The following is a 23,801-nucleotide window of genomic DNA, read 5'->3' as shown; positions in this document are numbered from 1 at the left end:
CGCCAGCGGCCACGCGGGAGGAGATGCGATGGGCATGCACCCTGTTTGCCTCGCCTGGTTCTATGGCTGGTTGGGCAGGCGTGCCGCGCCCCCGGCCATGCGCAGCCCTGGCAGCGCAAGCTTGCGGGCGCTGGGCGGAACGGCCTGTTGCGCCGCCGTGCTGGCCATCCCCACCGGCGCCGCCGCGCAGGCGCCGTCCGCGCCGGTCCCCGCGGCCCCGTCGCCAGCGGCGTCCGTGCACACCGTGCAAGTTGAGGGCAATACCTTGCTGCCGGAACCGGCCTTGCTGGCATTGACGGCCGGCGTGGCCGGCGCGCCGCGCAGCATGGCCGAGCTGAACGCGGTGGCGGCGCGCATCCAGGAAGCCTATCGCGCTGCAGGGTATGGCGGCGTGGTCGCCTACGTTCCCGAACAGGACGCCGGTTCGGGGACGATCGTCATCAGGGTGGTCGAGGGACGGCTGGCGCGGCTGCGCATCACTGGGAACAAGCATTTCTCGGCCGAAAACATCCGCGCCGGGCTGCCGGGCCTGCGCGAGGGGGCGACACCGCGCGTGCGCGACATCGACCGCGATATCCAGCTGAGCAACGACAACCCCGCCAAGAACGTCAAGGTAACGCTGACCGCCGGGGCACGGCCGGGCGACATCGATGCCGATATCGCCGTCAGCGACACGCCGCCGCTGCAATACCTGGCCGGCTACGACAATACCGGCACCCGGGTCACCGGCCGGCACCGGATCAGCGCGGGCGTGCGCCATGCGAACCTGTTCGGCCGGGACCATGTCGGCACGCTGCAGGTCCAGACTTCGCCGGACGACCCGGGCCGGGTGAAGATCTTCAGCGCCGGCTACCGCGTGCCGCTGTATGCGCATGCCGCGTCGCTCGATGCGTTCGTGGCCCGTTCCAGCGTGAGCAACGGCAGCACCATCACGCCGGCGGGACCGCTGCGGTTCACCGGCCGCGGCAGCGTTGCCGGCCTGCGCGCCAACCGCAACCTCGACCGGATCGGCGAATACGACCACCACGTCACGCTGGGGCTGGACCGGCGCAGCTACCGGGACGATTGCACGGTGGGCGAATTCGGTCCGGCCGGCTGCGGCACGTCGGCGGTCGACGTGACGACGCTGCCGGTCAGCCTGTCGTACACGGGCCAGAAGCAGGGCGCGCGGCTGGCCTGGGGCCTCAGCGCGGGCCTGTCGGCCAATGCCGGCGGCAGTTCCGCCGCCACCTTCTCCGCGGCGCGCCCCGGTGCACGCCGCAGCTACGTCATCGCCAGGCTTGCCGGGTTCGCCGACCGCGCGCTGGCGCCGGGATACTCGGTCAACGGCCGCCTTGATCTCCAGTACAGCCCGCATGCGCTGATCGCCGGGGAACGCTTCGGCATCGGCGGCGCCGGCAGCGTGCGCGGCTACGCCGAGCGCGAAATGGCCGGCGACAGCGGCCTGCTGGGCCGGCTGGAAGTGGCGGCGCCGCCGCTCGAACCGGCGCGCGGCTACCGGCTGCGGCCCTACCTGTTCGCCGATCACGGCCGGGCCGTGAACCACCAGGGCTTGCCATGCGACAGCGCCGGCGGGACGTCGTGCCGGCTGACGGCGGCCGGCATCGGCGCGCGCATCGCCCTGGGCAAGAACGCCAGCGCCAGCCTCGACATCGGCCGGGCACTGGAACGCGGCATCACCACCGCGGCGGGTACCGTGCGGGGCCATGTCGCGCTCAACGTGGTTTTCTGACGGGGCTTTCATCATGCAACAGTCGAAGGGTTCTTCCGCCGCGGCCGGGAAGCGGCGTGCCGGCCTGGCGCGCCACACCGGAGCCGCGGCCATCGCCACGGCGTTTGGCACAGTACTTCGCACGGCGCTCGGCACCGCGTTTGGCGCGATTCCGGCGCCGGCGGCGGCCCAGTTGCCGGCCGGCGGCACGGTGGTCCACGGCACCGCGGCCATCGCCAGCGACGGCCAGCGCATGACCATCGCCAACAGCCCGAACGCGATACTGGACTGGCAGGCGTTTTCGATCGGCGCGCGCAACGGCGTGCACTTCGCCCAGCAGGGTACCGCGAGCCAGGTGCTGAACCGGGTGGTCGGCAACGACCCGTCGGCGATCCTGGGCAGCCTGTCGTCGAATGGCGGGGTCTGGCTCATCAACCCGCACGGCGTGCTGTTCGGCGCTGGTGCGCGCATCGATGTCGGCGCGCTGGTGGCCGCCACGCACGGCGTCGCGAACGCCGATTTCCTGGCCGGGCGGGCCCGCTTCGACGGCAGCGCCGCCGCCGGCGGCCACGTGGTGAACGCGGGCCGGATCCATACCAGCTTCGGCGGCAGCGTCTGGCTGGTGGGCGGCACGGTGCGCAACGAAGGCCTGGTGCACAGTCCCGGCGGCCAGATCGTGCTGGCCGCCGGCGGCAGTGTCGAGCTGGTCGACTCCGGCATGCCGAACGTGACCGTGCGCATGGCGGCACCCGCCAACGAGGCGGTCAACCTTGGCACGCTGCTGGCGCCCGGCGGCGGCAGCATCGACGTGCATGCCGGCATCGTCAACCAGCAGGGCATCGTGCGTGCCGACAGCATCGGCACCGACGCGGCCGGCCGCGTGGTGATCCGCGCGCAGGGCGACGTGCGGCTGGGTGCCACGAGCGAGACCAGCGCCGGCGCGGCCGGAACGATGGCCGGCGGCCGGGTGCTGGTGGCATCGGCCGGCGGCGCCACGCTGGTGCAGGGCAGCGTTTCCGCGGCCGGCAGCGGCGGCACCGGTGGCCGCATCCATTTGCTGGGCCGGCGGGTGGCGCTGGAGGGCCAGGCCCGCGTCGACGCCTCGGGCGCCACCGGCGCCGGCGAAGTGCTGGTGGGCGGCGACTACCAGGGTGCCAATCCGGCCATCGCCAATGCCGAGACCACCTGGCTGGGGCCGGACGCGTCGGTCACGGCCAGCGCGACGGCGACTGGCGACGGCGGCAAGGTGATCCTGTGGGGCGACCGCGCCACGTACGTGTTCGGCACCATCGCGGCGCGGGGCGGCCCGGGCGGCGGCGATGGCGGGCTGGTCGAGACCTCGGGCCGCTACCTGGATGCCCGGCCGCGGCATGTCGATGTCGGCGCCGCCGCCGCCAAGGGCAGCGCAGGCAGCTGGCTGCTCGATCCCGGCAACATCACGATCGGCGGCTGCTGTTCGCAGGGCGGTGTCGACTTCGACGACCTGGCCGGCCTGGAAATGACGTCGAACGCCAACGATGCGCGCATTGCGCCCGCCACGATCACCGATGCGCTGGCCGAAGGCGTCAACGTGATCGTGCGCACCGGCGGCGGCGCGGCGGCCACGCAGGCCGGCAATATCGTCGTGGCCGGGGATCTCGTGGTGGACGGCGAAGCGGCCGGCGGCGGATCGCTCACGCTGCAGGCGCACAACGATATCGTCGTCAATGCCGGCGTGCGCATCGCGGCCGGCGCCAATCCGATGCAGGTGAACCTTACCGCGGACCGGGACGGCAACAACGCCGGCGCCATCCTGCTGCGCAACGGCGCCCGCATCGAGACCGGCGGCGGGGATGTGCGCCTGGGCGGCGGATCGGGCAGCCTGGGCGGGGCCCGCTCGGTCGGGCTGCAGGGCGCCACCGTGGCGGCGGGCGCCGGCGCCATCTCGGTGGTCGGGGGCAGCGTCGATGTGGCCGGCGGCAGCGCGCTGGACGGGCGGCAGGTCGGCGTGGTGGCCGGCCAGTTTTCGCTGCGCGGCTCGCGCATCGGCGGGCCAGGCGGCAATATCGATATCTCGGCCGGCAGCGCCATGCTGGCCAACGCGAACCTGGGCGCCGGTCCGGGGGCGCCCACGGCCCTCGCGTCCGTTTCGCTGACGGCCAGCACGGTCGCGCTGGCCGGTACCGGCGTGGACCTTTCCGGCACCCTGTCGATCGTCAGCGGCGCGACATCGATCGCCGGTGCGGCGAACGGGGCCGCCATCGAGGCAGGCGAGATCGTCATCACGTCGGCCACCACGCGGCTGGACAATGCGACGCTGCGGGCGGCATCCGCCGGCTCGCCGCTGGTGATCGGCACCGGCGAGCTGTCCGGGGCCGGCAGCACGCTGGCCACGCCGCAGGGCCGCTGGCTCATCTACCTGGACCGCGGCCTGGCGGACTTTCCCGCCGCGGCGCTGGCCGATCTGGACTACACCTTCGTGCAGGTGGCTGCGCCGTTCGGCACCGCGGCGCCATTCCCCGCCGTGGGCGCGCATGGCGTGATGCTGGCGGAGCCCGCCGCCATCGCCGTCAGGGTCGACGCGGGGCGGCCGTACGACGGCACGACGCGGGCGGAATTCACGAGCGCGCTGTCGCACGACGCGCCACCGGGCTTCGCGGTGCTGGCGCCCGGCGGCGGCGCCGTTGCGCAGGGCACGTTCGACGACCGGCACGCGGGGCGCGACAAGCCCATCGTCCACGAGGGTGAAGGCGGCTTCTTCGGCGTCGTCACGCCGCATGGCCGCCCGGTGCATGGCGCCGCGCAGTCCTACGTGGGCGACGTGACGCCGAAGGCCATCACGGCCGACGGCCTGGCGGCGGAAAGCAAGGTCTACGATGGCACGCGCAGGGCCAGCCTGGGCGGCTCCCTGTCCGGCATCCTCGCCGGCGACGATGTGTTGCTGGACGGGGCCACCGGCGCGTTCGACACGAAGCACGCCGGGCGGGGCAAGACCGTCACCGTGTCCGGCGGCACGCTGTCGGGCACCGACGCCGCCAACTACGCGCTGGACGGCGATGCCACTACCACGGCCGACATCGCGCCGCTGGCGATTTCGGCGGCCGGCATCGTGGCCGCCGGCCGGGTCTACGACGGCACCCGCGACGCCGCCTTGTCCGGCGTGCTGGCCGAGGTGCTGGCCGGCGACGACGTGTCGCTGGGCACCGGCACCGGCCAGTTCGCCGACCGGCACGCCGGCGTGGACAAGCCGGTGATGATCGCCGGCGCCGCGCTGGCCGGTGCCGATGCCGGCAATTACCTGCTGGCTGGAACACCGGCGCTGGCGGCGACGATCACGCCGCGGCCCATTGCGATCGGCGGCATCACGGCCGTCGACCGGGTGTACAACGGCACGCGCGACGCCACGCTGTCCGGCACGCTGTCGGGCGCGCTGGCCGGTGACGCGGTGGCGCTGGCGGGAGCGGCCGGACAGTTCAGCGACAAGCATGCGGGCACCGGCAAGACCGTCACCATCAGCGGCGGCACGCTGGCCGGGGCCGATGCCGGCAATTACCTGCTGGCGGGGACAGCCGCCACCACGACGGCGAGCATCGCGCCCCGGCCGATCTCCTTTGCCGGGATCGGTGCGGCGGACAAGGTGTACGACGGCACGCGCGCGGCAACGCTGACCGGCGCGCTGGCGGAAACGCTGCCCGGCGATGCGCTGGCGCTGGCCGGAGCGGCCGGCCGGTTCGGCGACAGGCATGCCGGCACCGGCAAGCCCGTCACGGTCACCGGCGCCACGCTGGCCGGCGCCGATGCCGGCAACTACCTTCTGGCAGGCGGCGGCCCCATCACGGCCGCGATCACGCCGCGGCCCATTTCCCTCGCCGGCATCACGGCGGCGGACAAGGTGTATGACGGCACGCGCGATGCCGTGCTGTCCGGCGCGCTGTCGGAAGCCCTGCCGGGCGATGTGCTGGCACTGGACGGCGCCACCGGCCTGTTCGATACCGGGAACGCGGGCACCGCCAAGCCGGTAACCGTGACCGGCGGCAGGCTGGCGGGCGCGGACGCGGCCAACTACGTGCTGGCGGGGAGCGGCCTGGCCACGGCCGCCATCTCGCCGCGGCCGCTGGCGATCGGTATCGGCGGACCCGTCGTGAAGGAATACGATGCCGGCACCGCCGCCAGCCTGGCTGCCGGCCGGTTCGTGCCGGAAGGCGTGGTGGCTGGCGATGCGCTCGCGGTCGTCGGGCCGGAGCAGGGCGACTACGCGTCGGCCGGCGTGGGCCAGGGCAAGGCCGTCACCGCCACGGGCACATTCCGGTTTTCCGGGGCCGACGCCGCCAATTACCGGGTCGGCACCGTGGACCTGGCGGGCAGCGGCGGCATCGTGACTGCCACGGCCCGCGGCAACGCTGGAGCGATCACGCCGGCCACGCTCGTGTACCACGCCGGCCCGGCAACGGGAGAACCCGGCTTGCCGGTCGCCGGGCTGGCCGGCACCGTCACGGGCTTCCGGGGCGCCGATACGCTGGCCTCCGCCACCACCGGCACGCTGGCCTGGCAAAGCGGCGCCACGGCGCTGGCGGGTCCGGGCCTGTACCCTGTCATCGGTACCGGCCTGGCGGCGCCGAACTATGTCTTCGTACAGGCGCCGGGCAATGCGGTGGCGCTGGCACTGGAGGTGGACGATTCCGCCGCCAGGCCGCACCAGCAGGCGCGCAGCGGCAGCGTGGCAGCCATCAATGCCGGGCTGCGCGGCGCCATGCCCGTGTTCGATCCCCGCGGCAGCGGCGGTGGCCTGTTCGACCTTTCCGATGCCGGCGCCGCCCGCACGTTCGGTGCCGTACGCATCGCCGCGATGACGCAGGAAGAGCTGGCGCGGCTGCTGGAACAGCGGCGCAATTTCAAGCGCAAGCTGTTCGCCGAAGCGATCTGGCAGCTGGAAATCGACCCGGGCCTGGCCGATGTGCGGCCGTGCGCCACGGTCGACGAAGCCCGCAGCGGTGCCTGCCGCATCACCCGCGCCCAGCGCGAGGCCGCGCAGGCGGCCAGGCTGCAGGTGGCCGTGAAGCAGGAAGCCGCGGCGGGGCGCACGGACAGCGTGGCGGGCGGGAAGACCGCAAAAAATGCGAATAACCCGAAAGTCGCGAATAGCGCGGGCAGCGCTGGCGTGCCGCGGATCGAACGGAAGATCGCGGTGCTGTTCGGCATCAACGATTACCAGGACAAGACCATCCCCCGCCTGGAAAACGCCGTGCCGGACGCGGATGCGGTCGCCCGCCTGCTGGCAAGCAAGCTGGGCTATGAAGTGCGCGTGGTGCGCAACCCCGTCAAGGCCGACATCATCCGCACGCTGAACGAGCTGTCGACGGAAATCGGCAGCAGCGACAGCGTGGTGGTGTACTACGCCGGCCACGGCTACTCGCTGGAAAGGAACGGCGCGGGGTACTGGCTGCCGGCCGATGCGCAGGCCAGCGATCCGGCGCAGTGGATCTCGAACAGCGACGTGGCCGGCATGCTGTCGGGCATCCGTGCGAACCAGATGGCGCTGGTCTCGGACAGCTGTTATTCGGGCGCATTCGCGCGCGACGGCATGGCGGCCGTGGGGCGCGACGTGACGGTGGAAGGCGTGCTGGCGAAACGCTCCGTCGTCGTGCTGTCTTCCGGCGGCGACGAACCGGTGGCCGACGAAGGCAAGGATGGCCATTCGATCTTCGCCTGGAACCTGATGGCGGCGATGCGCTCGGTGGCCAGCTGGACGCCGGGCAGCACGATTTTCACCGACGTGCAGGCCGGCGTGAGGAAGGAATTCCCGCAGACGCCGAAATATGGCTCGGTGACCGCCGCCGGCCACCAGGCGGGCGGCGACTACCTGTTCGAGCTGCGCTGAATCGCCGGGCCGGTGGCGCGGCCCGTTGCCGCCGCTGTCGTCGTTGCCGCCGCCGTCGCCCGGACCAGGATCGCCAGTGCCAGGATGATGATGCCGCAGGCAAGCGGCACGGCGAGCGTTTCCCACAGCGGATGGCCCGGGTCCTGCACCGGCGCGGCATGGCCCGGGGCATGGAATGGCATGGCGGCACCGGCCAGCAGGGCGACGCCGACGGGGATGATCGCCAGCACGGCGGTCAGCAGCGGGCTGGCCGACGCCCTGGACAATGCGGTGAACAGCGAGGTGGAGTGCGTGCGTTTGCGGGACATGGAAATCCTGGTGGTTAACTATTGCGATAGCGTATGATCGTGCATCGACGGGATCGATGGAAATCGTTCCCGCGCACGTGTACTATTCGCGACATGGATAATCACCATGGAAATCATCGTAGATAAGCAGGATAAACAAGCATCATGAGCAAGCACCATGGATGAACTGCGGCGCATCGACCTCAACCTGCTGCTGACGCTGCATGCCCTGCTGGCCGAACGGCACGTGACCCGCGCCGCGCTACGGCTGCACAAGAGCCAGCCCGCCATCAGCCACGCGCTGGCCCAGCTGCGCGCCCACTTCGACGACCCGCTGCTGGTGCGCCGCGACGGCCGCATGGCGCTGACGCCGCGCGCCCAGGCGCTGGTCGACCCGCTGGGCGAAGCGCTCGGCACGCTCAACGGCCTGTTGCGGGAAGAGCAGTTCGATCCGGCGGCGGCGCGGCGCCGCTTCCGCCTGACACTGTCGGACTATTCGGCGCGCATCATCCTGCCGCCGCTGGTGCGCTACGTGCGCCGGCACGCGCCCGGCATCGACCTGGCCGTCAGCCAGGCCAGCCGCGATGCGATGCTGGCGCAACTGGTGGACGGCGAAGTCGACATCGCGCTGGGCATTTTCCCCGACCGGCCGGAAACGGTGCACGTGCAGGACCTGTTCCAGGAAGAATTCATCAGCCTGGCGGACAAGGCCACGCTGCCGGCGAAGGGCGGTCTCGGCCTGGAAGAGTTCCTGGAACGGCCGCACGTGAAGCTGGCCCTGCGGCCGGACTCGTACGATGAAATCGAAAAGGCGCTGGGCGCACTGGGGCTGCAGCGGCACATCGCCGTGGCCCTGCCGCACTGGAGCGCGGCTGTCGAGCTGATCGCCGGCACCGACCTGATCCTGACCGCCGCCAGCCGCACCACCGGCGCCATGCAGCCCCACAAGGCGCTGCGGCGCTTCAAGCCGCCGTTCGCCTTGCCCAGCTTTTCATACCAGCAGGCGTGGCACGTGCGGCGGCAGGACGATCCCGGGCACCGGTGGCTGCGCGAGGCCGTGCTGGCGTGCAGCCAGCCGCGCGGGTAGATAAACTTAAAGTGTGGGCCTGTGTCGTCGTGCTGCCAGTATGACGCTTGATCTCACCGAAGCGAAGATCGCCATTCTGACCATTCGACGTACCCTAAAATCGCTCGATTACTTAGCAGCACTAAGAAATTGATACAAAGTGGGCATGTTACGACTTATGCTAACTGCCGTTATGCACAGTCATCGATTAAATAGAGTCGACGCCGATGGCACTCCGACGTGCGTTCGAAGGCACCGTCGGCTGTATATAACAAACGCTTTTGCAAACCTCAACAGTGAACCAGTCGACTGAAATAGAGGCGTTGTTCCTGAGCTGTCTTGACCCTAATGAGCACGGAGCGAGTTGATGCGTGCCACACCGCTGGAAACAATCACCCCTACGTCTGTCTCCTCCATCGGCGAGCACACGCTTACCAATCGCTAGCGGCCCCAGATAATCATCACTGCGGCGGATTCGTTGACCGCGTCTAACACCAAAATCGGCGCCACGGGTGAAGTCAGGGCCTTGTGTTTCACATCGTAGGCAAAGGGAATTCTGGAATTGTCGATCTCTACGTAGAACAACAATGTGTGGTCTCCAGACCAGCCTCGAAAGTTGTGCCATACTGACCGTGGCCTTTGCCGGTAGCGTACCGCGACGGAGTCAGACAACGGCTTGTTCGATGATGTTGTCGGCAGACTGCGCACCGGGCTGATACTGAAGCCTTCGAATCCATCACGCGGCAATGCGACATATTCTTCATCGGGGGACCATACCGTCCAGCAAGCTCCCGTCATTCCGAAGCTTGCGATGGGCTCGACGAAGCGCTGTTCGACACCATTGGAAAAACCTGCTTTGCGAATTTCCACTCGGGAGACGCGATATTGACTCTTCTCATCGCCATCCGGCCCCACCCATTCGCCGAAGATGTCGGCCGATAGTGCAAATCTCGAATTGACTTTCGAACAGAGCAACGAGTCTGCTGCGGCTATTTGCGCGACTGCCAGAAGCAGCGTGCCCAAGGTCACGCGTCCCCTCGTTCTCAAAGATGTAAAGGAGCAGATCATTGCACGCACGCGTCAGCTTTACTGTTTCAATTATTTGAAGAGGCCGTGAAGAAAATCGAATATTCCCTCTTCATTCCCGATCCTGTCGAATTTTGCGGCAGCATAAGCGTCGGGCGGTATGATGATTGCCCCAGAGAGCCAATCGAATAGCTCAATGTCTGTCTTCTCATACAGCTCCGCTCCGATCTTGTCCAAATGGACCTCATATACCAGACCTGTCGAATATAACCAAGTGTGTTGTCCGCCTCTGGATATCCCAACACCGAATTTTATCTTCTTCAATTCAGCCATTTGACTATCGTCCTCGACAGTCGGCTCAGACGACATCCCTTTGCCCTTGAAGCTGACAAAGTTAGGATCGGCTTGCGCGGTTGGCGTATAGTTAACGACCAAGTGAGCGATGGGAATCTTGTAGTAGGGCAGTTTTGCTTTGACCTCTTTATAGGTTTTAACATGCTCATAATCCTTATCGCGCGGATGGTTGGCATCGGGATTAAGATAAACCGCTTTCCAGCCATGGTCCGACACCAAATAAGCCGCCAACTCAGTGCCATACTTGCCGAGTGTCCTCACCTTACTAGCCGTCAGTTTGTCGTCGTTCCGCTCAAATGCGTAGCTCAGCACATTGATGACATAGGTGATACAGTCCGTGGCTACCTTGCCTGGGTGCAGGGAGATTATCCGAATGCCGCACTCATGAGCATGGTTGTTATACAAGTCAATCATTTTTTTGTAAGCATCGTCGGAGAAGCTCATTTCTTTTCCTTCCTCTATGCATTTTTTCTGCGCATAGCTCATCTTCATACGAGCGTCAAATGAAGAGCTCGCCTTGAAAAGACACAGCGCGTCATTTCGTTTTTATTCTACGCGCTCCCCGATTCTCTAAAACCACCATCGAAAAATAGCATCTCTGCACCACACAATCCTGCCTGGTAAGCAGTCAGTGCGACCACCGTCCGAGGCAGTTTAGCCCTTTGTAGAGTTCGCAAATAGCAGCAGTGAATCGACTTTGCTGTTCGGGCAGTTCGAAAGTCGATCGAGCGTTTAATCATGCCAGCGGGAAGAATGAGTAAGCACTTCCGAATCGTTGGGTAATGGGAAAGCATAGTAAAATCAAGCCATCGGCTATGATCTAGCGCTGCAAAGCGCTCGCAATAACACTTAACCGCTTACATGCATATAAATGCGCTTCTAAGGTAGGAAGAGGGACACCGCAGAAAAGACGATTGTAATATCGTCTTATGGTGCCCGCGTTATCGAGCTGATTCTTTCGGTGAAATATCCGCCCCCACCGGTGCCACCGAAATCCGCCGCACCGTCACCACCACGTCCGAAAACGTGCTGCGGTAATTGCCCGGCGTCCCCGCCGCCGCCAGCGAGATATCCTGCGCCCCGTAGAACTGGTTGCGCGGCGACAGCTGGATGCGGTAGACCTTCTTCAGCGAGCGGACGAAATTCTGGGTCTTGCCCGCGCACGAAGCGGACTTGCAGGTCTGCGTCTCGACATAGTCGATCGCCGTGTCGAGCGACACGTTGTACGTCCCCACCGTCAGCCGGGCCGGTTTCGATGAAGGCTGGGTGACGACGAGCCGCAGGCGATTGCCGCGCGGCGGCCGGCGCAGGTCGTACACGCCGATCGCGTTGTCGCGCGCCTTCAGGCCGCTACCCGCCTCGTCGATCTTGAACACGCTGAAGTACTTCTTCTGCATGCCGGTGAGGCGCTTTGCCTCGTCCGCCAGTTCCTTCGCGGATGCCGACGGCACGGGTTCGGGCATCGGCATGGACGGGATCACGGGCGCCGGCGGCGGCGCGGGCGGTGGTGCCGGCGTGGTCGCCGCCGGCGGGGAGGGGGCGCGGCGGGGCGCTTTTCTTCCGGAGCGGCGCAGGCAACCAGCAGGCCGGCTACCAGGGCCGGCATCGCATAGCGCATGGCGCGCCTGGCGACGAAAGGTGATCGATCCACGCAGGATGCAACGAAGCACGATTGAACTGCACCGGGTAGACCAAGGCAGGACTGAACCAGGCAAGATGGCCCCGGGAGGTAACGAGCAAGCAGGCGAGCAGGCTTCATGGCGGCCCTTTCCGATAGGGGCGAGAGATTGCGTCAGCGGGCGAGCCGGAACCCTACCCGCGGATCGGCATCGGCGCGATTACCCCACGTTCGCGCGATGGGACGGACATCCGCTTCCGGAGAGTCGAACGCTCCCCCTTTCTGGACCTTCTTCTGGCAAGCCGCGCTTTCCCCGGCATCGGGCTTGCTGGGCGCATCGGCGTGGCTGCCGTGCCAGCAGCTGTCCACCCACTCGTACACGTTGCCGACCATGTCGTGCAAGCCGCGGCTGTCCTTGAAGCTGCCCACCGGGGCCGGCCCGCTGATCGGCAACGGGCTGGCACACTGGCCGCAATGGGCATTGCCTTCGCCGATCACGTCGCCCCAGGGGAAGGTGGTGGCGGCGCCGCCCCGGGCGGCATGTTCCCATTCCGCTTCCGTGGGCAGGCGATAGGGGGTGCCCGTCTTGTCCGACAGCCAGCCGATGTACTGCCGGGCCGCATCCCAGCTCACGTTCGTCACCGGCAGCTTGCCATCGGCCGCCGCCCCGCCGGCGGCTGCCTTGCAGGCCCCGTCGTCCACGCACAGCTGCCAGTCCTGCACGGAGACTTCGCGCGCCGCGATCTCGAACGGCGCGAGCGTGGCGGCGACGGCGCCGAATTCCTCGGCGGCCGCGTTCGGATCGTTCGGCATCGCGCCCATCCGGTAAGAACCGCCCGCCACCGCCACCATGGCCGGGCAGGCTGGCGTGCCATCGGCCAGCTTCAGCGGGCAGGCCGGGGGAACGGGCGCGACTGGCATTGCGACCGGCGTGGCGGCAGCCGGCGGCGCCACCGCCGTGGGCACGGCCGCCGCCTGCACGGCGGGCGGCAACTGCTCGTCGCGCGGCCACAGCAACGCCGCGCCCAGCGCCAGCAGCGCCAGGCCGCCGCCCGCGATGAGGCCGACCGGGCGCTTCTTCGGCTGGACCGGCTCGCTGGCGGGCGGCTCCATGGCTGGCGGCATGATGGTTGGCGGCACCGTGGCGGGCGGCGCTGGCGGTTCCTCCGGCGCGGCGGGCGGGCCGCGCCGCACGCTGCCGTGCGGATGGGTGGGGATGACGGTGACTTCCAGGTCTTGCACGGGCGCGGCGGGGCGGGTGGTCGGGTGAATGGACACGGGCGGCACGGACTGGCCGGTCGTTGCCGGACCCGTCGCGGCGGGTTCCGTCGCCGGCGGCCCTGCGGGCTGGCGGCTGGCCGGAGCGGCGCCCGTCAGCGCCGTGGCGGCAGCGCGGCCTGTTGCGGGAGGCCCCGCCAGGCCGCCATGACTGCCGGCTCCCGGCGGGGCGATGGTGGTACTGCCCCCCGCATCGCTGCCGGGCGGCAGCCCGAGCATGGCGCGGAACTGCGCCACGCTTTGCGGACGCTGCTCGGGCCGCACGCTGAGCGCGGCGTCGAGCGCCAGCAGGAACGGCACGCTGAAGCCTTCCGGCGCGGTGACGGACAGCGGCACCAGGGAATCCGATACCAGGCGCGACATCGCGGCGGGAGGCACCTTGCCGGTGATGATGTAGTAAACCACCGCCGCCAGCGCATACAGGTCGGTCCACGGCCCCTGGCTGATATTGGTCATCTCGCCGTATTGTTCGATCGGCGCGAAGCCCGGCTTGAGGATCACGGTCAGCGCCTGCGTCATGTCGCCGATCACGCGGCGCGCGGCGCCGAAGTCGAGCAGTACCGGCTTGCGGCGCTCCAGCATCAGGATGTTGTCCGGCGCGATATCGCGGTGGTAGCACTGCTTGGCGTGCAGGACCTGCAGCGCATCGAGCACGTCGCCGAGGAAGTTCTTCAGCCAGGCCTCGTCGGCCCACGTGTGGTAGTCGTCCTTGAGCATCTGCTTCAAGGTCGGCGCGTCGTAGAACGGCATCGCCATGTAGCCGGTGCCGTTGGCTTCCCAGAAGCGGTACACCTTCACCAGCGACGCGTGGTCGAACTTGGCCAGCAGCTGCGCTTCCTTGACGAAGCTCTGCAAGCCCAGCATGAAGGTTTCGGCGTAGTTCTCGGAAAGGATGGTGACGTGGGTATCGTCCCTTCCGGCGAATGCGGCCGGCATGTATTCCTTGAGGGCGACATCGCGCCCGAGCACGTGGTCGCGTGCAAGGTACACGATGCCGAATCCGCCCTGGCCGATGACGCCGGTGATTTCGAATTCGCCGAGCCGGGTGCCGACGGGGAGCGCGTTCGACAGCACGCGGCGCGGTGCAACGGAGGTACGTTCGGTGTCGCTGCTGTGCTGTTCGCTCATGATGGTGCGGACGATATGACGCTGACGATGAGGCTGACGATGAAGCTGACAACGAGACTGGCAAAGAGACTGACAAAGACACTGACAAAGAGACTGGCAATGAGACTGGCAATGACACCGGCTGCGAAGCTGGCCGGATGAGAACCCGTGCGTGGAACCAGCGTCCGGCGCGCCTTGCAGGGGCGCGAACAATGTCCGTTTGATCATACACTCGTGCCCCCGTGAAAGCGACAAACGGACCCGCTTGTGCAAAAAATCCACACTCCGGCCGGCGATGAAAAAAAAGATCAACATGTGCGCCGGGCAGTTCTAGAATTGGCAAGGACGGGGAAGTGCCGTTTCGACAAAGGCAAACTCCCTCGCGTGCGGAAAGCCACCGTTAAGCGCCTTCCGGGCAGAGCAGGCAGGCAGGCAAGCAAGCAAGCAGGCAAAGCAGGCACGCGCGTCACCTCAGTCACATCACGAAGAGTCCGCCCTTCGCAAGCATCGACGGCCGCCAACGCAACGGCCCCGGTCCGCGGCGCCCGCCCCGGACCGGCATGGATGCAACCCTGCGGACATTCTGTCAAACGCGAAGGAGTTCTTTGTGCTTGATGTGGACGCCCTGCTGGCCCCGGTCGAGGGCCCGTCGCCCTGCGGCCCCTACCTCGAATACGAGCCGATCGACGAGCTCGAGCGTTTTGCCGCCGGCAAGGGCGAGCAGCGGCTGGGCGATGTCGTCGTTCCTGCGGAAGAGCCCGACTGGTCGGCGGTGCGCGACCGCGCCGTCGAACTCTTCAAGACCACCAAGGACCTGCGGGTTGCCGTGCTGCTGACGAGGGCGCTGGTGCGCACCGCCCAGCTTGCCGGACTGGCGGAGGGGCTGGCGCTGGTGCACGGGCTGCTCGACCGTTACTGGGATGGTGTCCATCCGCCGCTGGCGATCGACGGCGAGCACGACCCCCACGTGCGCATGAACGTACTGGCCACCCTGGCCGATCACGGCGGGCTGGTGCGCGATGTGCGCAATGCCTGGCTGGTGCCCGGCGCGCCGCTGGTGCGCGTGACCGTGCGCGAAGCGCTGGTCGCCGCGGGCAAGCAGCCGCCAGCGCAGGGCGAAACCGTGCGCGCCATCGCCGGTATCGCCGCCGCGATCGCGGCGTCGGTGGACAAGAACCGCGCCAACCTGGAAGGCGTCGTCACCAGCCTGCGGCTGGCCAGGGCCATCGTACGGCTGGTGCAGGGCAAGGAAGAGCCGGACGTCACGCTCAACCTGGGAGCGCTGGCCGACACGCTGGCAGGTGTCGCGCCGCTGTGCGAAAGCGCCATCGGCACACCGGCGGCCAGCCAGGGAACAAACGCGCAATGCATGTCCGCCGATGGTACGCCCATGAATGGTACGCCCATGAATGGCACGGCCCTGAATGGCACCGCCCCGAATGGAGCCCAGGGCGGGGCGGCGAATGGCCATGGCTGGCATGGCGAAGTCCTCAACCGCGAGGAAGCCATCCGCCAGCTGGACAGCATTTGCAGCTTCTTCGAGCGTACCGAGCCCGGCAATCCGGCACCCCTGTTCATCCGGCGCGGCCAGCGCATGCTGAACAAGAGCTTCGTCGACATCATCCGCGAACTCGCGCCTGACAGCCTGAACCGTATTGAAGACATCGCCGGGCTGAAGAAGGGCGATGCCAAGTAAGCCGCCGGGCGTGCAGCCTCGGCGATTGCAGGATCGGACCACGGCCTGCCGCAGGCTGTCCGATTGTTCATCTGGGAGAAATCGATCATGGCAGACAGCAGTCAGAAATTCATCGCCCGCAACCGGGCGCCGCGCGTGCAGATCGAATACGACGTCGAACTGTACGGGGCCGAGAAGTCGATCCAGCTGCCCTTCGTGATGGGCGTGCTGGCCGACCTGTCCGGCAAGCCGAAGGAAGCGCTGCCGCCCGTGCCGGAGCGGGGCTTCCTGGAAGTCGATGTCGACAATTTCAACAGCCGCATGAAGGCGATCGCGCCGCGCGTGGCCTTCCAGGTGCCGAACGCGCTGACCGGCGACGGCAATATCAGCGTCGACATCACCTTCCAGAGCATGGACGATTTTTCGCCGGGCGCCATTGCGCGCAAGACGGACGGCCTGAAGGAATTGCTGGAAGCGCGCCAGCAGCTGTCGAACCTGATGACCTTCATGGATGGCAAGACCAAGGCGGAAGAACTGATCGCGAAGGTGCTGAACAACCCCGACCTGCTGAAATCGCTCGCGGCCAGCCCGAAGCCGGCCGCGGCGGACGCAACGGCGGCCGGCGCTCCGGACGGTACGCCACCGTGAGCGGCGGCGCAGCAACTGCCACCGCCAGCGCTCGTCGTCCGTAACGACCAGCACAATCGGTGACCACCATGCTCGCTGACCAGCACGCTCGCTGCCCGGCATCCTCGCTGACCAGCCTCGTTGCTGACCAGTCTTACTGTTTGTTTGCACCTCGTCGCCTGTCACAACCAATTGGGAGCCCAGGAAATGGCTGAAACCGAACAACTCGCCAAGCAGCAGCAGTTCGAAGGCGTCACGCTCGACGGTGACGACTTCGCCTCGCTGCTGCAAAAAGACTTCCGGTCCAAGAGCCCGGAAGACACGCGCGCCGTCGAGCATGCCGTGCGCACGCTGGCCGAACTGGCGCTGTCGCAGACCCAGCTGATCAGCAGCGATGCGCTGAAGGCGATCGGCCAGCTGATTGCCGAGCTCGACAAGAAGCTGACCGAGCAGGTCAACCTGATCCTGCACCATCCCGATTTGCAGAAGCTCGAGGGCAGCTGGCGCGGCCTGCACTACCTGGTGAACAACACGGAAACGGATGAGATGCTGAAGATCCGCGTGATGAACATCTCCAAGAACGACCTGGGCAAGACCCTGAAGCGCTACAAGGGCATGAGCTGGGACCAGAGCCCGCTGTTCAAGAAGGTCTACGAGGAAGAGTACGGCGTGTTCGGCGGCGAACCGTTCGCCTGCCTGGTGGGCGACTACGCGTTCGACCACAGCCCGCCGGACGTGGAACTGCTTGCCGAGATGGCGAAGATCTCGGCGGCCGCGCACGCGCCCTTCATCGCCGGTGCTTCCCCGACGGTGATGCAGATGGACTCGTGGCAGGAACTGGCCAATCCGCGCGATCTCACGAAGATTTTCTCCGTTCCGTCGTATGCCTCGTGGCGTTCGCTGCGCGAATCCGACGATGCCCGCTACATCGGCCTGGCCATGCCGCGTTTCCTGGCGCGCCTGCCCTACGGCGCCAAGACCTCCCCGGTAGAGGAATTCGACTTCGAGGAAGATACCGGCGCCGCCGACCACAGCAGGTATACCTGGTCCAACGCCGCCTATGCAATGGCGACCAACATCAACCGCTCGTTCAAGCTGTACGGCTGGTGCTCGCGGATCCGCGGCGTGGAAGCGGGCGGCGCGGTCGAGGGCCTGCCCACGCATACCTTCCCCACCGACGACGGCGGCGTCGACATGAAATGCCCGACCGAAATCGCGATCAGCGACCGCCGCGAGGCGGAGCTGGCGAAGAATGGCTTCATGCCGCTGGTGCACCGCAAGAACTCGGACTTCGCCGCGTTCATCGGTGCGCAGTCGCTGCAGAAGCCGTTCGAATACGACGACCCGGACGCAACCGCGAATGCCCGGCTGGCCGCCCGCCTGCCGTACCTGTTCGCATGCTGCCGCTTCGCCCACTACCTGAAGTGCATCGTGCGCGACAAGGTCGGCACGTTCAAGGAACGCGACGACATGCAGCGCTTTCTGCAGAACTGGATCATGAAGTATGTCGATGGCGATCCGGCGCATTCCTCCGAGCTGGTGAAAGCCCGCAAGCCGCTGGCCGCCGCCGAGGTGGTGGTCCAGGAAGTGGAGGGCAATCCCGGCTATTACACGTCGAAGTTTTCGCTGCGTCCGCACTATCAGCTGGAGGGGCTGACCGTGTCACTGAGTCTGGTATCAAAGCTGCCGTCGGAGAAAACCGCATGATCCGGCGGCCCGGATGTTCTGAAGGGGTGATCAAAAGGAGATGACCATGGCTGTCGATATGTTTTTGAAGCTGGACGATGTCAAGGGCGAGTCCCGTGACAGCAAGCACAAGGAAGAAATCGATGTGCTGGCGTGGAGCTGGGGCGCTGCCCAGTCGGGCACGATGCATACCGCGCAGGGCGGCGGATCGGGCAAGGCCAGCGTGCAGGATCTGTCGCTGACGAAGTACGTCGACAAGGCGTCGCCGAACTTGCTGATGGCGACCTGCAGCGGAAAGCACTACAAGGAAGCTACCCTGGTGGTGCGCAAGGCAGGCGGCGATTCGCCGCTGGAATACCTGAAGCTCACGCTGAAGAAGGTGCTTGTCACCACGTACAACACCGGTGGCAGCGGCGGCGAAGACAGGCTGACCGAGAATGTGTCGCTCAACTTCGCGGAATACAAGCTGGAGTATTTCCCCCAGAAGGAAGACGGTTCCGGCGATGCCGCGGTCGAGGCCGCGTGGCATATCGCGGAGAACGCCAAGGTCTGATGGCATGGCACTCGGCGACATGTTCCTCAAGATCGATGGCGCCCGGCAGGGCGCCATCAAGGGGGAAGCACAGGATGCGTCGCACCGCGACGAAATCGACCTGCTGGGCTGGTCGTGGGGAATGCAGGGAAATTTCATCCATGGCCAGGCCGCCGGCAAGACAACGGTGCAGGAACTGAAGGCGGTCAAGCGGGTCGACCGTGCCACCACGGCGCTGATGTCGGCGTTGCGCAGCAACGAGTTGCTGAAGGAAGTGGTGCTGACCGTGCGCAAGGCGGGCGGCCCCGAAGCGGTGGAGTACCTGCGGATCCGCCTGGAGAAGGCCCGGATCACGGCCATCGCCACGGCGTCCGGCACGTTCGCGGGCATCCCCGAGCTGAACGAGGAAGTCAGCATCGCCTTCAGCAAGCTTGCCGTGGAATACCTGCCGCAGGGCACCGACGGCGCCTCGCGCGGCGTCACGTCGTTCGAGATGGATCTCTACGAAGGCCAGTGATGACTCAGCAAACGCAGCAGCAAACGCGGCAGCAAGCACAACAGCAGGCGCGGCAGAGAACGCGGCGGGAAGCGCGGCGGCGAACCAGGCGGGCGGTGGCTACCCCGGCACGGCCATGAACGGGCTGGCGGCGGCCGAGGAAAGCCTGCGCGACGGCGATCCCGGCATGGCGCTGCAGCAGCTGCAGGCGCTGGTGCGCAATGCACCCGGCGATCCGAAGCTGCGCATCTTCCTGTTCCAGCTCCTTGCCGTGCTGGGGCAGTGGGAGCGCGCGCTCACCCAGCTGGGCGTTGCTGCCGAGCTCGACGCGTCCGCGCTGGCGATGCGGGAAATGTACGGCGCGGCGGTCCGGTGCGAGGTGCAGCGCGCCCGGGTCTTCGAAGGCGGCGCCGCGCCGATGGTCCTGGGCCAGCCCGAACAGTGGCTGGCCCTGCTCATCGAATCGCTGCTGATGACCGGGCAGGGCCAGGGCCAGGGGGAGGGCGCCGCCGCGCTGCGCCGCCGCGCGTACGACGAAGCCGCCCCATCCGGCGGCACCATCGACGGTACGCCGTTCGCGTGGATCGCGGACGGCGATTCGCGCCTGGGACCCGTGCTCGAAGCGATCATCGACGGCAAGTATTACTGGGTGCCGTTCACCCGCTTCAGCGAGATCGCCATCGAGGCTCCGGAAGACCTGCGCGACGCCGTATGGATGCCGGCGCACCTGCGTTTCGCCAATGGCGGCGAGACGGTCGGCCTGATCCCCACCCGCTACCCGGCACTGGGCGACGACGGCCTGCTGCTGCTCAGCCGCAAAACCGCCTGGCACGAGGCCGCACCCGGCACCTTCCATGGCCTGGGGCAGCGCATGTTCGTCACCGACGCCGGCGAAACACCGCTGATGGATATCCGCCGCATCGTGTTCGACGCGCTGCCGGAAGCCGCGGCGGGAGAGGATTGAACCATGGCCGAGCTCACCGCCCAGGAAAGGCTGCAGCCGTCATTGCTCGACCGGCTGGTCGACCGCGAGCCGCACCGCAAGCAGGAGTCGCGCGAGGGCCGCGTACTGAGCAAGGCGCAATTGCGCGAGGCCGTGCTGCGCGACCTGGGCTGGCTGTTCAACTCGGTACGGCCCGGCAACGCCGAGCTGGCGGGGCATCCCTACGCGCAGCGCTCCGTGCTGAACTTCGGCTTGCCGGCGCTGTCCGGCGAAACCGCGTCCACGCTGGACCTGCCGGGCATCGAGCGCAATATCCGGCAGGCGATCCTCGACTTCGAGCCGCGCATCACGCCCGCCTCGCTGCAGGTGGAAGCGCTGGCCGGCGCCGCGATGCTGGACCAGCACAATATCGTGAGCATCCGCATCCGCGGCCAGTTGTGGGCGCAGCCGGTACCGCTGGAACTGCTGTTGCGCACGGACGTGGACCTGGAAACCGGCGCGGTGGAGATCCGCGACCTGGGCAAGGGTGCCTGAGGGCTCGCCGATGGACCCCCGTCTCCTCCGCTACTACAACCAGGAACTCCAGCACCTGCGGGAAATGGGCGCGGAATTCTCGCGCCAGTTCCCGAAGATCGCCGGGCGCCTGGGCATGGATGGCATCGAGGTCGCCGATCCGTATGTCGAGCGGCTGCTGGAAGGCGTGGGCTTCCTGGCGGCACGGGTGCAGCTGAAGCTGGACGCGGAATTTCCCCGCTTCACCCAGCGCCTGCAGGAAATCGTCTACCCGAACTATCTGGCGCCCACGCCATCGATGATGATCGCGCGCTTCCAGCCCCAGCCGGATGAGCCGAACCTCGCGCAAGGCGTCGTGATCCCGCGCGGCAGTGCGCTGCGCAGCGCGCCCGGCAAGCATGACACGGCGCCATGCGAGTTCCGCACCGCGCACGATGTCCGCCTGTGGCCCATCGAGCTGGCCGATGCCCGCTATTTTACCTACGCCCCCGATCTGCCCCTGACGTCGCTGCCGGTCGCCCGGCGCATCAAGGGCGGCGTGCGCCTGCGCCTGCGCACCAGCGCCGGCCTCGCGTTCAACCAGCTCGGGCTGGACGAGTTGCGGCTGTTCTTTTCGGGCAGCGATGAAATCGCCGCCAAGCTGCATGAACTGTGTCTCGGTGCCTGCGCGGGCGTGCTGGTGGCGCCGGCGGCGCGGCCCTGGCCCTGGCATGACTTCCTCGATGCCACGCATGTCGCCCCGGTGGGCTGCCGGGACGAGGAGGCACTGCTGCCGGTCGGCCTGCGCTCGTTCCAGGGCTACCGGCTGCTGCACGAATATTTCGCCTTCCCGCAGCGCTTCCTGTTCATGGACCTGCGAGGCATCGGTCCGGCGGTGCGGCGCTGCGCCGGCAACGAGCTCGAGATCGTGCTGCTGTTCGAGCGGGGCGATGCGGGCCTGGAGAGCGTGGTCGACCGTGCCAGCTTTTCGCTGTTCTGCGCGCCCGCGATCAACCTGTTCCCGCGCCGTGCGGACCGCATCCACCTGGGCGACGCCAGCCATGAATACCACGTGGTGCCGGACCGCACGCGGCCGATGGATTACGAAGTGTACGAAGTCGGCAGCGTGGTCGGCCATGGCGTGGGAGCCGACAGCGAACAGCGTTTCGCGCCGATCTATTCGGCCTGCCACGAGAACGCGGCGGACCAGGCCTATTTCACCGTGTTGCGCGAGCCGCGGCTGCCGTCGGAAGCGCAAAAGCGCAACGGCTTCCGTTCCAGCTATGTCGGCAGCGAAGTCTTCATCTCGCTGGTCGATCCCGCCGAGGCGCCGCACCGCCACAGCCTGCGGCAACTGTCCGTTGCCACCTTGTGCACCAACCGCGACCTGCCGCTGCAACTGCCGCTCGGCGCCGGCGAGTCCGATTTTTCTCTGGACATCGCCGCGCCCGTCACGGCGATCCGCTGCGTGAGGGGGCCGTCGAAACCCTGTTCGCCCACCTGGGACGGCGCCGCGGCCTGGCGCTTCATCAGCCACCTGTCGCTCAACTACCTGTCGCTGCTCGATGTCGGCGAGAACAGGGAAGCCGAAAACAAGGGGGACGGGAGGAAGGGGGACGGGAGCAGGGGGGGCCGGCACACAGGAGACGGAAACGATAGTGCGGCGGTGCTGCGCCAGATGCTGGGGCTGTATGCGGCCGGGAGCGAGCACGGCATGCGCAGCCAGATCGACGCGCTGCGTGCCGTGCGCGCGGCCGCCACCGTGCGGCGCCTGCCCGGTGGCGGCCCGATCGCGTTCGGCCGCGGTATCCGCATCGACCTGGAAGTCGATGAAATGGGCTTCCAGGGCGGCAGCGCCTACCTGTTCGGCAGCGTGATGGCCGAATTCTTCGCCCGCCACGCCTCCATCAATGCCTTTACCGAAACCGTGCTGCGCTCCACCGCGCGCGGCGAAATCTTCCACGGAGCGCCGCGATGCGGGACCAGGCCGATCATCTGACATTCTTCCAGTCGCTGGCCCAGGCGCCTTACCGGGTCGACTTCTTCCACGCCATGCGCCGGATCGAGTGCCTGTTCCCGCACCTGCCGCGCCTCGGCACGGCGCTGCGCCCGGCGGACGAGCCGGTGCGCCTGGCGCAGGAACCGGCGCTGACGTTCGCACCGGCCACGCTGTCGTCGTTCGGCACGCCGCCGGGCGCGGTGGCGCCGCGGCTGCAGGTGCGCTTCTTCGGCCTGCTCGGTCCCAACGGGCCGCTGCCGCTGCACCTGACGGAGTTCGCCAGCGAGCGGCTGCGCCACGGCGACGATGCCACGCTGGCGAGCTTCCTGGACATTTTCCACCACCGTTTCCTGGCGCTGTTCTACCGCGCCTGGGCGAATGGCCAGCCCACGGTGAACCTCGACCGCCCGCGCGACGACCGGTTTTCGTTCCACCTGGGCGCGCTGTGCGGGCTGGGCGACGCCACGCTGCGCGACCGCGATGCCGTGGAGGACTTCGCCAAGCTGTTCCATGCCGGGCTGCTGGCGCGGCAGGTGCGCAACGGCGACGGGCTGGTGGCGCTGCTGGCCGGCTATTTCCGCCTGCCTGTCGAGCTCGAACCGTTTGTCGGCCACTGGATGGCGTTGCCGCGAGACGAATGCACGCGTCTGGGCGCCGCCGCCGGGCGGGGTGGCCGGGGACAGCACCATGGGCTGGGCACCGGCGCCGTGCTGGGCAGCCGGGTGTGGGACCGCCAGCACAAGTTCCGCCTGCGCCTGGGCCCGCTGACCCTGGCGCAATACGAGAGCTTCCTGCCGGGCGGCACGGCCCATCCGCGCCTGCTGGCGTGGGTGCGCCAGTACCTGAACGTGGAACTCGCGTGGGATGTGCGCCTCGTGCTGCGGCGCGAGCAGGTGCCGCAGGCCCGCCCGGGCCGCTTCGGGCGGCTGGGCTGGACCACCTGGCTCGGCCGGCAGCCCCACGCGGCGGATGCGGGCCACCTGGTCATCGACATGGAGCGCACCGCAGCGAACATGGCGGCGCACGCCGCCTGAAGAAAGGAACCAT

At 67.6% G+C, this 23,801-nt stretch carries 17 protein-coding genes; 12 read left to right on the top strand and 5 right to left on the bottom strand.

From position 1 onward, the window contains the following. The first annotated feature begins 28 nt into the window (after positions 1-28). Both OU994_RS20095 and OU994_RS20090 read left to right on the top strand, forming a co-directional pair. Positions 29-1,732, top strand: coding sequence for a ShlB/FhaC/HecB family hemolysin secretion/activation protein (locus tag OU994_RS20095; RefSeq protein ID WP_281607375.1), 1,704 nt, complete (start codon positions 29-31; stop codon positions 1,730-1,732). A 13-nt stretch (positions 1,733-1,745) separates the two neighbouring features. After that, the gene (locus OU994_RS20090; RefSeq protein WP_281607374.1) at positions 1,746-7,568 is read left to right on the top strand and encodes a YDG domain-containing protein; all 5,823 of its coding nucleotides are present in this window, start codon (positions 1,746-1,748) and stop codon (positions 7,566-7,568) included. On the opposite strand, the gene OU994_RS20085 is transcribed toward OU994_RS20090, so the two are convergent. Further along, positions 7,547-7,876, bottom strand: coding sequence for a hypothetical protein (locus OU994_RS20085; protein ID WP_281607373.1), 330 nt, complete (start codon positions 7,874-7,876; stop codon positions 7,547-7,549). The two genes, OU994_RS20090 and OU994_RS20085, sit on opposite strands and share 22 nt — an antisense overlap. A 157-nt stretch (positions 7,877-8,033) precedes the next feature. On the opposite strand from OU994_RS20085, the gene OU994_RS20080 reads away from it, so the two are divergent. Then, the gene (locus OU994_RS20080; protein WP_281607372.1) at positions 8,034-8,942 is read left to right on the top strand and encodes a LysR family transcriptional regulator; all 909 of its coding nucleotides are present in this window, start codon (positions 8,034-8,036) and stop codon (positions 8,940-8,942) included. 420 nt (positions 8,943-9,362) lie between these two features. On the opposite strand, the gene OU994_RS20075 is transcribed toward OU994_RS20080, so the two are convergent. The 4 genes from OU994_RS20075 to OU994_RS20060 form a co-directional block, all read right to left on the bottom strand. Then, on the bottom strand, positions 9,363-9,950 hold the full coding sequence (locus tag OU994_RS20075; protein WP_281607371.1) for a hypothetical protein: 588 nt from the start codon (positions 9,948-9,950) through the stop codon (positions 9,363-9,365). Between the two features lie 69 nt (positions 9,951-10,019). After that, positions 10,020-10,745: a hypothetical protein gene (locus OU994_RS20070; RefSeq protein ID WP_281607370.1), complete on the bottom strand. Its 726-nt coding sequence runs from the start codon at positions 10,743-10,745 to the stop codon at positions 10,020-10,022. Positions 10,746-11,242: 497 nt separating this feature from the next. Next, positions 11,243-11,770 (bottom strand): hypothetical protein, encoded by a 528-nt coding sequence (locus tag OU994_RS20065; RefSeq protein ID WP_281607369.1) that lies wholly within the window; start codon positions 11,768-11,770, stop codon positions 11,243-11,245. Between the two features lie 323 nt (positions 11,771-12,093). After that, entirely contained in the window at positions 12,094-14,325 is a 2,232-nt protein-coding gene (locus OU994_RS20060; protein ID WP_281607368.1) for an SUMF1/EgtB/PvdO family nonheme iron enzyme, read from the bottom strand. A 586-nt stretch (positions 14,326-14,911) separates the two neighbouring features. Between OU994_RS20060 and tssA the strand changes: the two genes are divergently transcribed. From tssA to tssG, 9 genes are all read left to right on the top strand, one after another. Then, on the top strand, positions 14,912-16,000 hold the full coding sequence (tssA, locus tag OU994_RS20055; protein WP_281607367.1) for a type VI secretion system protein TssA: 1,089 nt from the start codon (positions 14,912-14,914) through the stop codon (positions 15,998-16,000). Between the two features lie 87 nt (positions 16,001-16,087). Further along, entirely contained in the window at positions 16,088-16,627 is a 540-nt protein-coding gene (gene tssB / locus OU994_RS20050; RefSeq protein WP_281607366.1) for a type VI secretion system contractile sheath small subunit, read from the top strand. 186 nt (positions 16,628-16,813) lie between these two features. Next, entirely contained in the window at positions 16,814-18,313 is a 1,500-nt protein-coding gene (gene tssC, locus OU994_RS20045; RefSeq protein ID WP_281607365.1) for a type VI secretion system contractile sheath large subunit, read from the top strand. Between the two features lie 46 nt (positions 18,314-18,359). Then, a complete protein-coding gene (locus OU994_RS20040; protein WP_281607364.1) occupies positions 18,360-18,845 on the top strand; it encodes a type VI secretion system tube protein Hcp in 486 nt (161 codons plus the stop codon). Positions 18,846-18,849: 4 nt separating this feature from the next. Continuing rightward, positions 18,850-19,341, top strand: a complete 492-nt coding sequence (locus OU994_RS20035) for a type VI secretion system tube protein Hcp (protein ID WP_281607363.1) — start codon at positions 18,850-18,852, stop codon at positions 19,339-19,341. A 115-nt stretch (positions 19,342-19,456) separates the two neighbouring features. Beyond that, positions 19,457-20,284, top strand: coding sequence for a type VI secretion system accessory protein TagJ (locus OU994_RS20030; RefSeq protein ID WP_281607362.1), 828 nt, complete (start codon positions 19,457-19,459; stop codon positions 20,282-20,284). Between the two features lie 3 nt (positions 20,285-20,287). Beyond that, positions 20,288-20,797 (top strand): type VI secretion system baseplate subunit TssE, encoded by a 510-nt coding sequence (gene tssE, locus OU994_RS20025; RefSeq protein ID WP_131145403.1) that lies wholly within the window; start codon positions 20,288-20,290, stop codon positions 20,795-20,797. A gap of 10 nt (positions 20,798-20,807) precedes the next feature. Continuing rightward, positions 20,808-22,754, top strand: a complete 1,947-nt coding sequence (gene tssF, locus OU994_RS20020) for a type VI secretion system baseplate subunit TssF (RefSeq protein ID WP_281607361.1) — start codon at positions 20,808-20,810, stop codon at positions 22,752-22,754. Then, positions 22,730-23,788 carry a type VI secretion system baseplate subunit TssG gene (gene tssG, locus OU994_RS20015; protein WP_281607360.1) on the top strand — a complete coding sequence of 353 codons (1,059 nt, stop codon included), beginning with the start codon at positions 22,730-22,732 and terminating at the stop codon, positions 23,786-23,788. The genes tssF and tssG overlap by 25 nt, the downstream gene beginning before the upstream one ends. The last annotated feature ends 13 nt before the right edge of the window (positions 23,789-23,801 follow it).

The organism is Pseudoduganella sp. SL102 (genome assembly GCF_027856995.1).
Classification (GTDB): domain Bacteria; phylum Pseudomonadota; class Gammaproteobacteria; order Burkholderiales; family Burkholderiaceae_D; genus Rugamonas; species Rugamonas albidiflava.
Note: the sequence above shows the minus strand (reverse complement) of the source record. Positions and strands in the feature narration are given on the sequence as shown.

Coding starts and splice junctions, on each gene's coding strand:
- OU994_RS20060 (WP_281607368.1), bottom strand. CDS start 14,325: ATGAGCGAACAGCACAGCAGCGACACCGAACGTACCTCCGTTGCACCG.
- OU994_RS20035 (WP_281607363.1), top strand. CDS start 18,850: ATGGCACTCGGCGACATGTTCCTCAAGATCGATGGCGCCCGGCAGGGC.
- OU994_RS20030 (WP_281607362.1), top strand. CDS start 19,457: ATGAACGGGCTGGCGGCGGCCGAGGAAAGCCTGCGCGACGGCGATCCC.
- OU994_RS20040 (WP_281607364.1), top strand. CDS start 18,360: ATGGCTGTCGATATGTTTTTGAAGCTGGACGATGTCAAGGGCGAGTCC.
- OU994_RS20085 (WP_281607373.1), bottom strand. CDS start 7,876: ATGTCCCGCAAACGCACGCACTCCACCTCGCTGTTCACCGCATTGTCC.
- tssG (WP_281607360.1), top strand. CDS start 22,730: ATGCGGGACCAGGCCGATCATCTGACATTCTTCCAGTCGCTGGCCCAG.
- tssE (WP_131145403.1), top strand. CDS start 20,288: ATGGCCGAGCTCACCGCCCAGGAAAGGCTGCAGCCGTCATTGCTCGAC.
- OU994_RS20080 (WP_281607372.1), top strand. CDS start 8,034: ATGGATGAACTGCGGCGCATCGACCTCAACCTGCTGCTGACGCTGCAT.
- OU994_RS20090 (WP_281607374.1), top strand. CDS start 1,746: ATGCAACAGTCGAAGGGTTCTTCCGCCGCGGCCGGGAAGCGGCGTGCC.
- tssB (WP_281607366.1), top strand. CDS start 16,088: ATGGCAGACAGCAGTCAGAAATTCATCGCCCGCAACCGGGCGCCGCGC.
- tssC (WP_281607365.1), top strand. CDS start 16,814: ATGGCTGAAACCGAACAACTCGCCAAGCAGCAGCAGTTCGAAGGCGTC.
- OU994_RS20070 (WP_281607370.1), bottom strand. CDS start 10,745: ATGAGCTTCTCCGACGATGCTTACAAAAAAATGATTGACTTGTATAAC.
- OU994_RS20065 (WP_281607369.1), bottom strand. CDS start 11,770: ATGCCGATGCCCGAACCCGTGCCGTCGGCATCCGCGAAGGAACTGGCG.
- tssF (WP_281607361.1), top strand. CDS start 20,808: ATGGACCCCCGTCTCCTCCGCTACTACAACCAGGAACTCCAGCACCTG.
- OU994_RS20095 (WP_281607375.1), top strand. CDS start 29: ATGGGCATGCACCCTGTTTGCCTCGCCTGGTTCTATGGCTGGTTGGGC.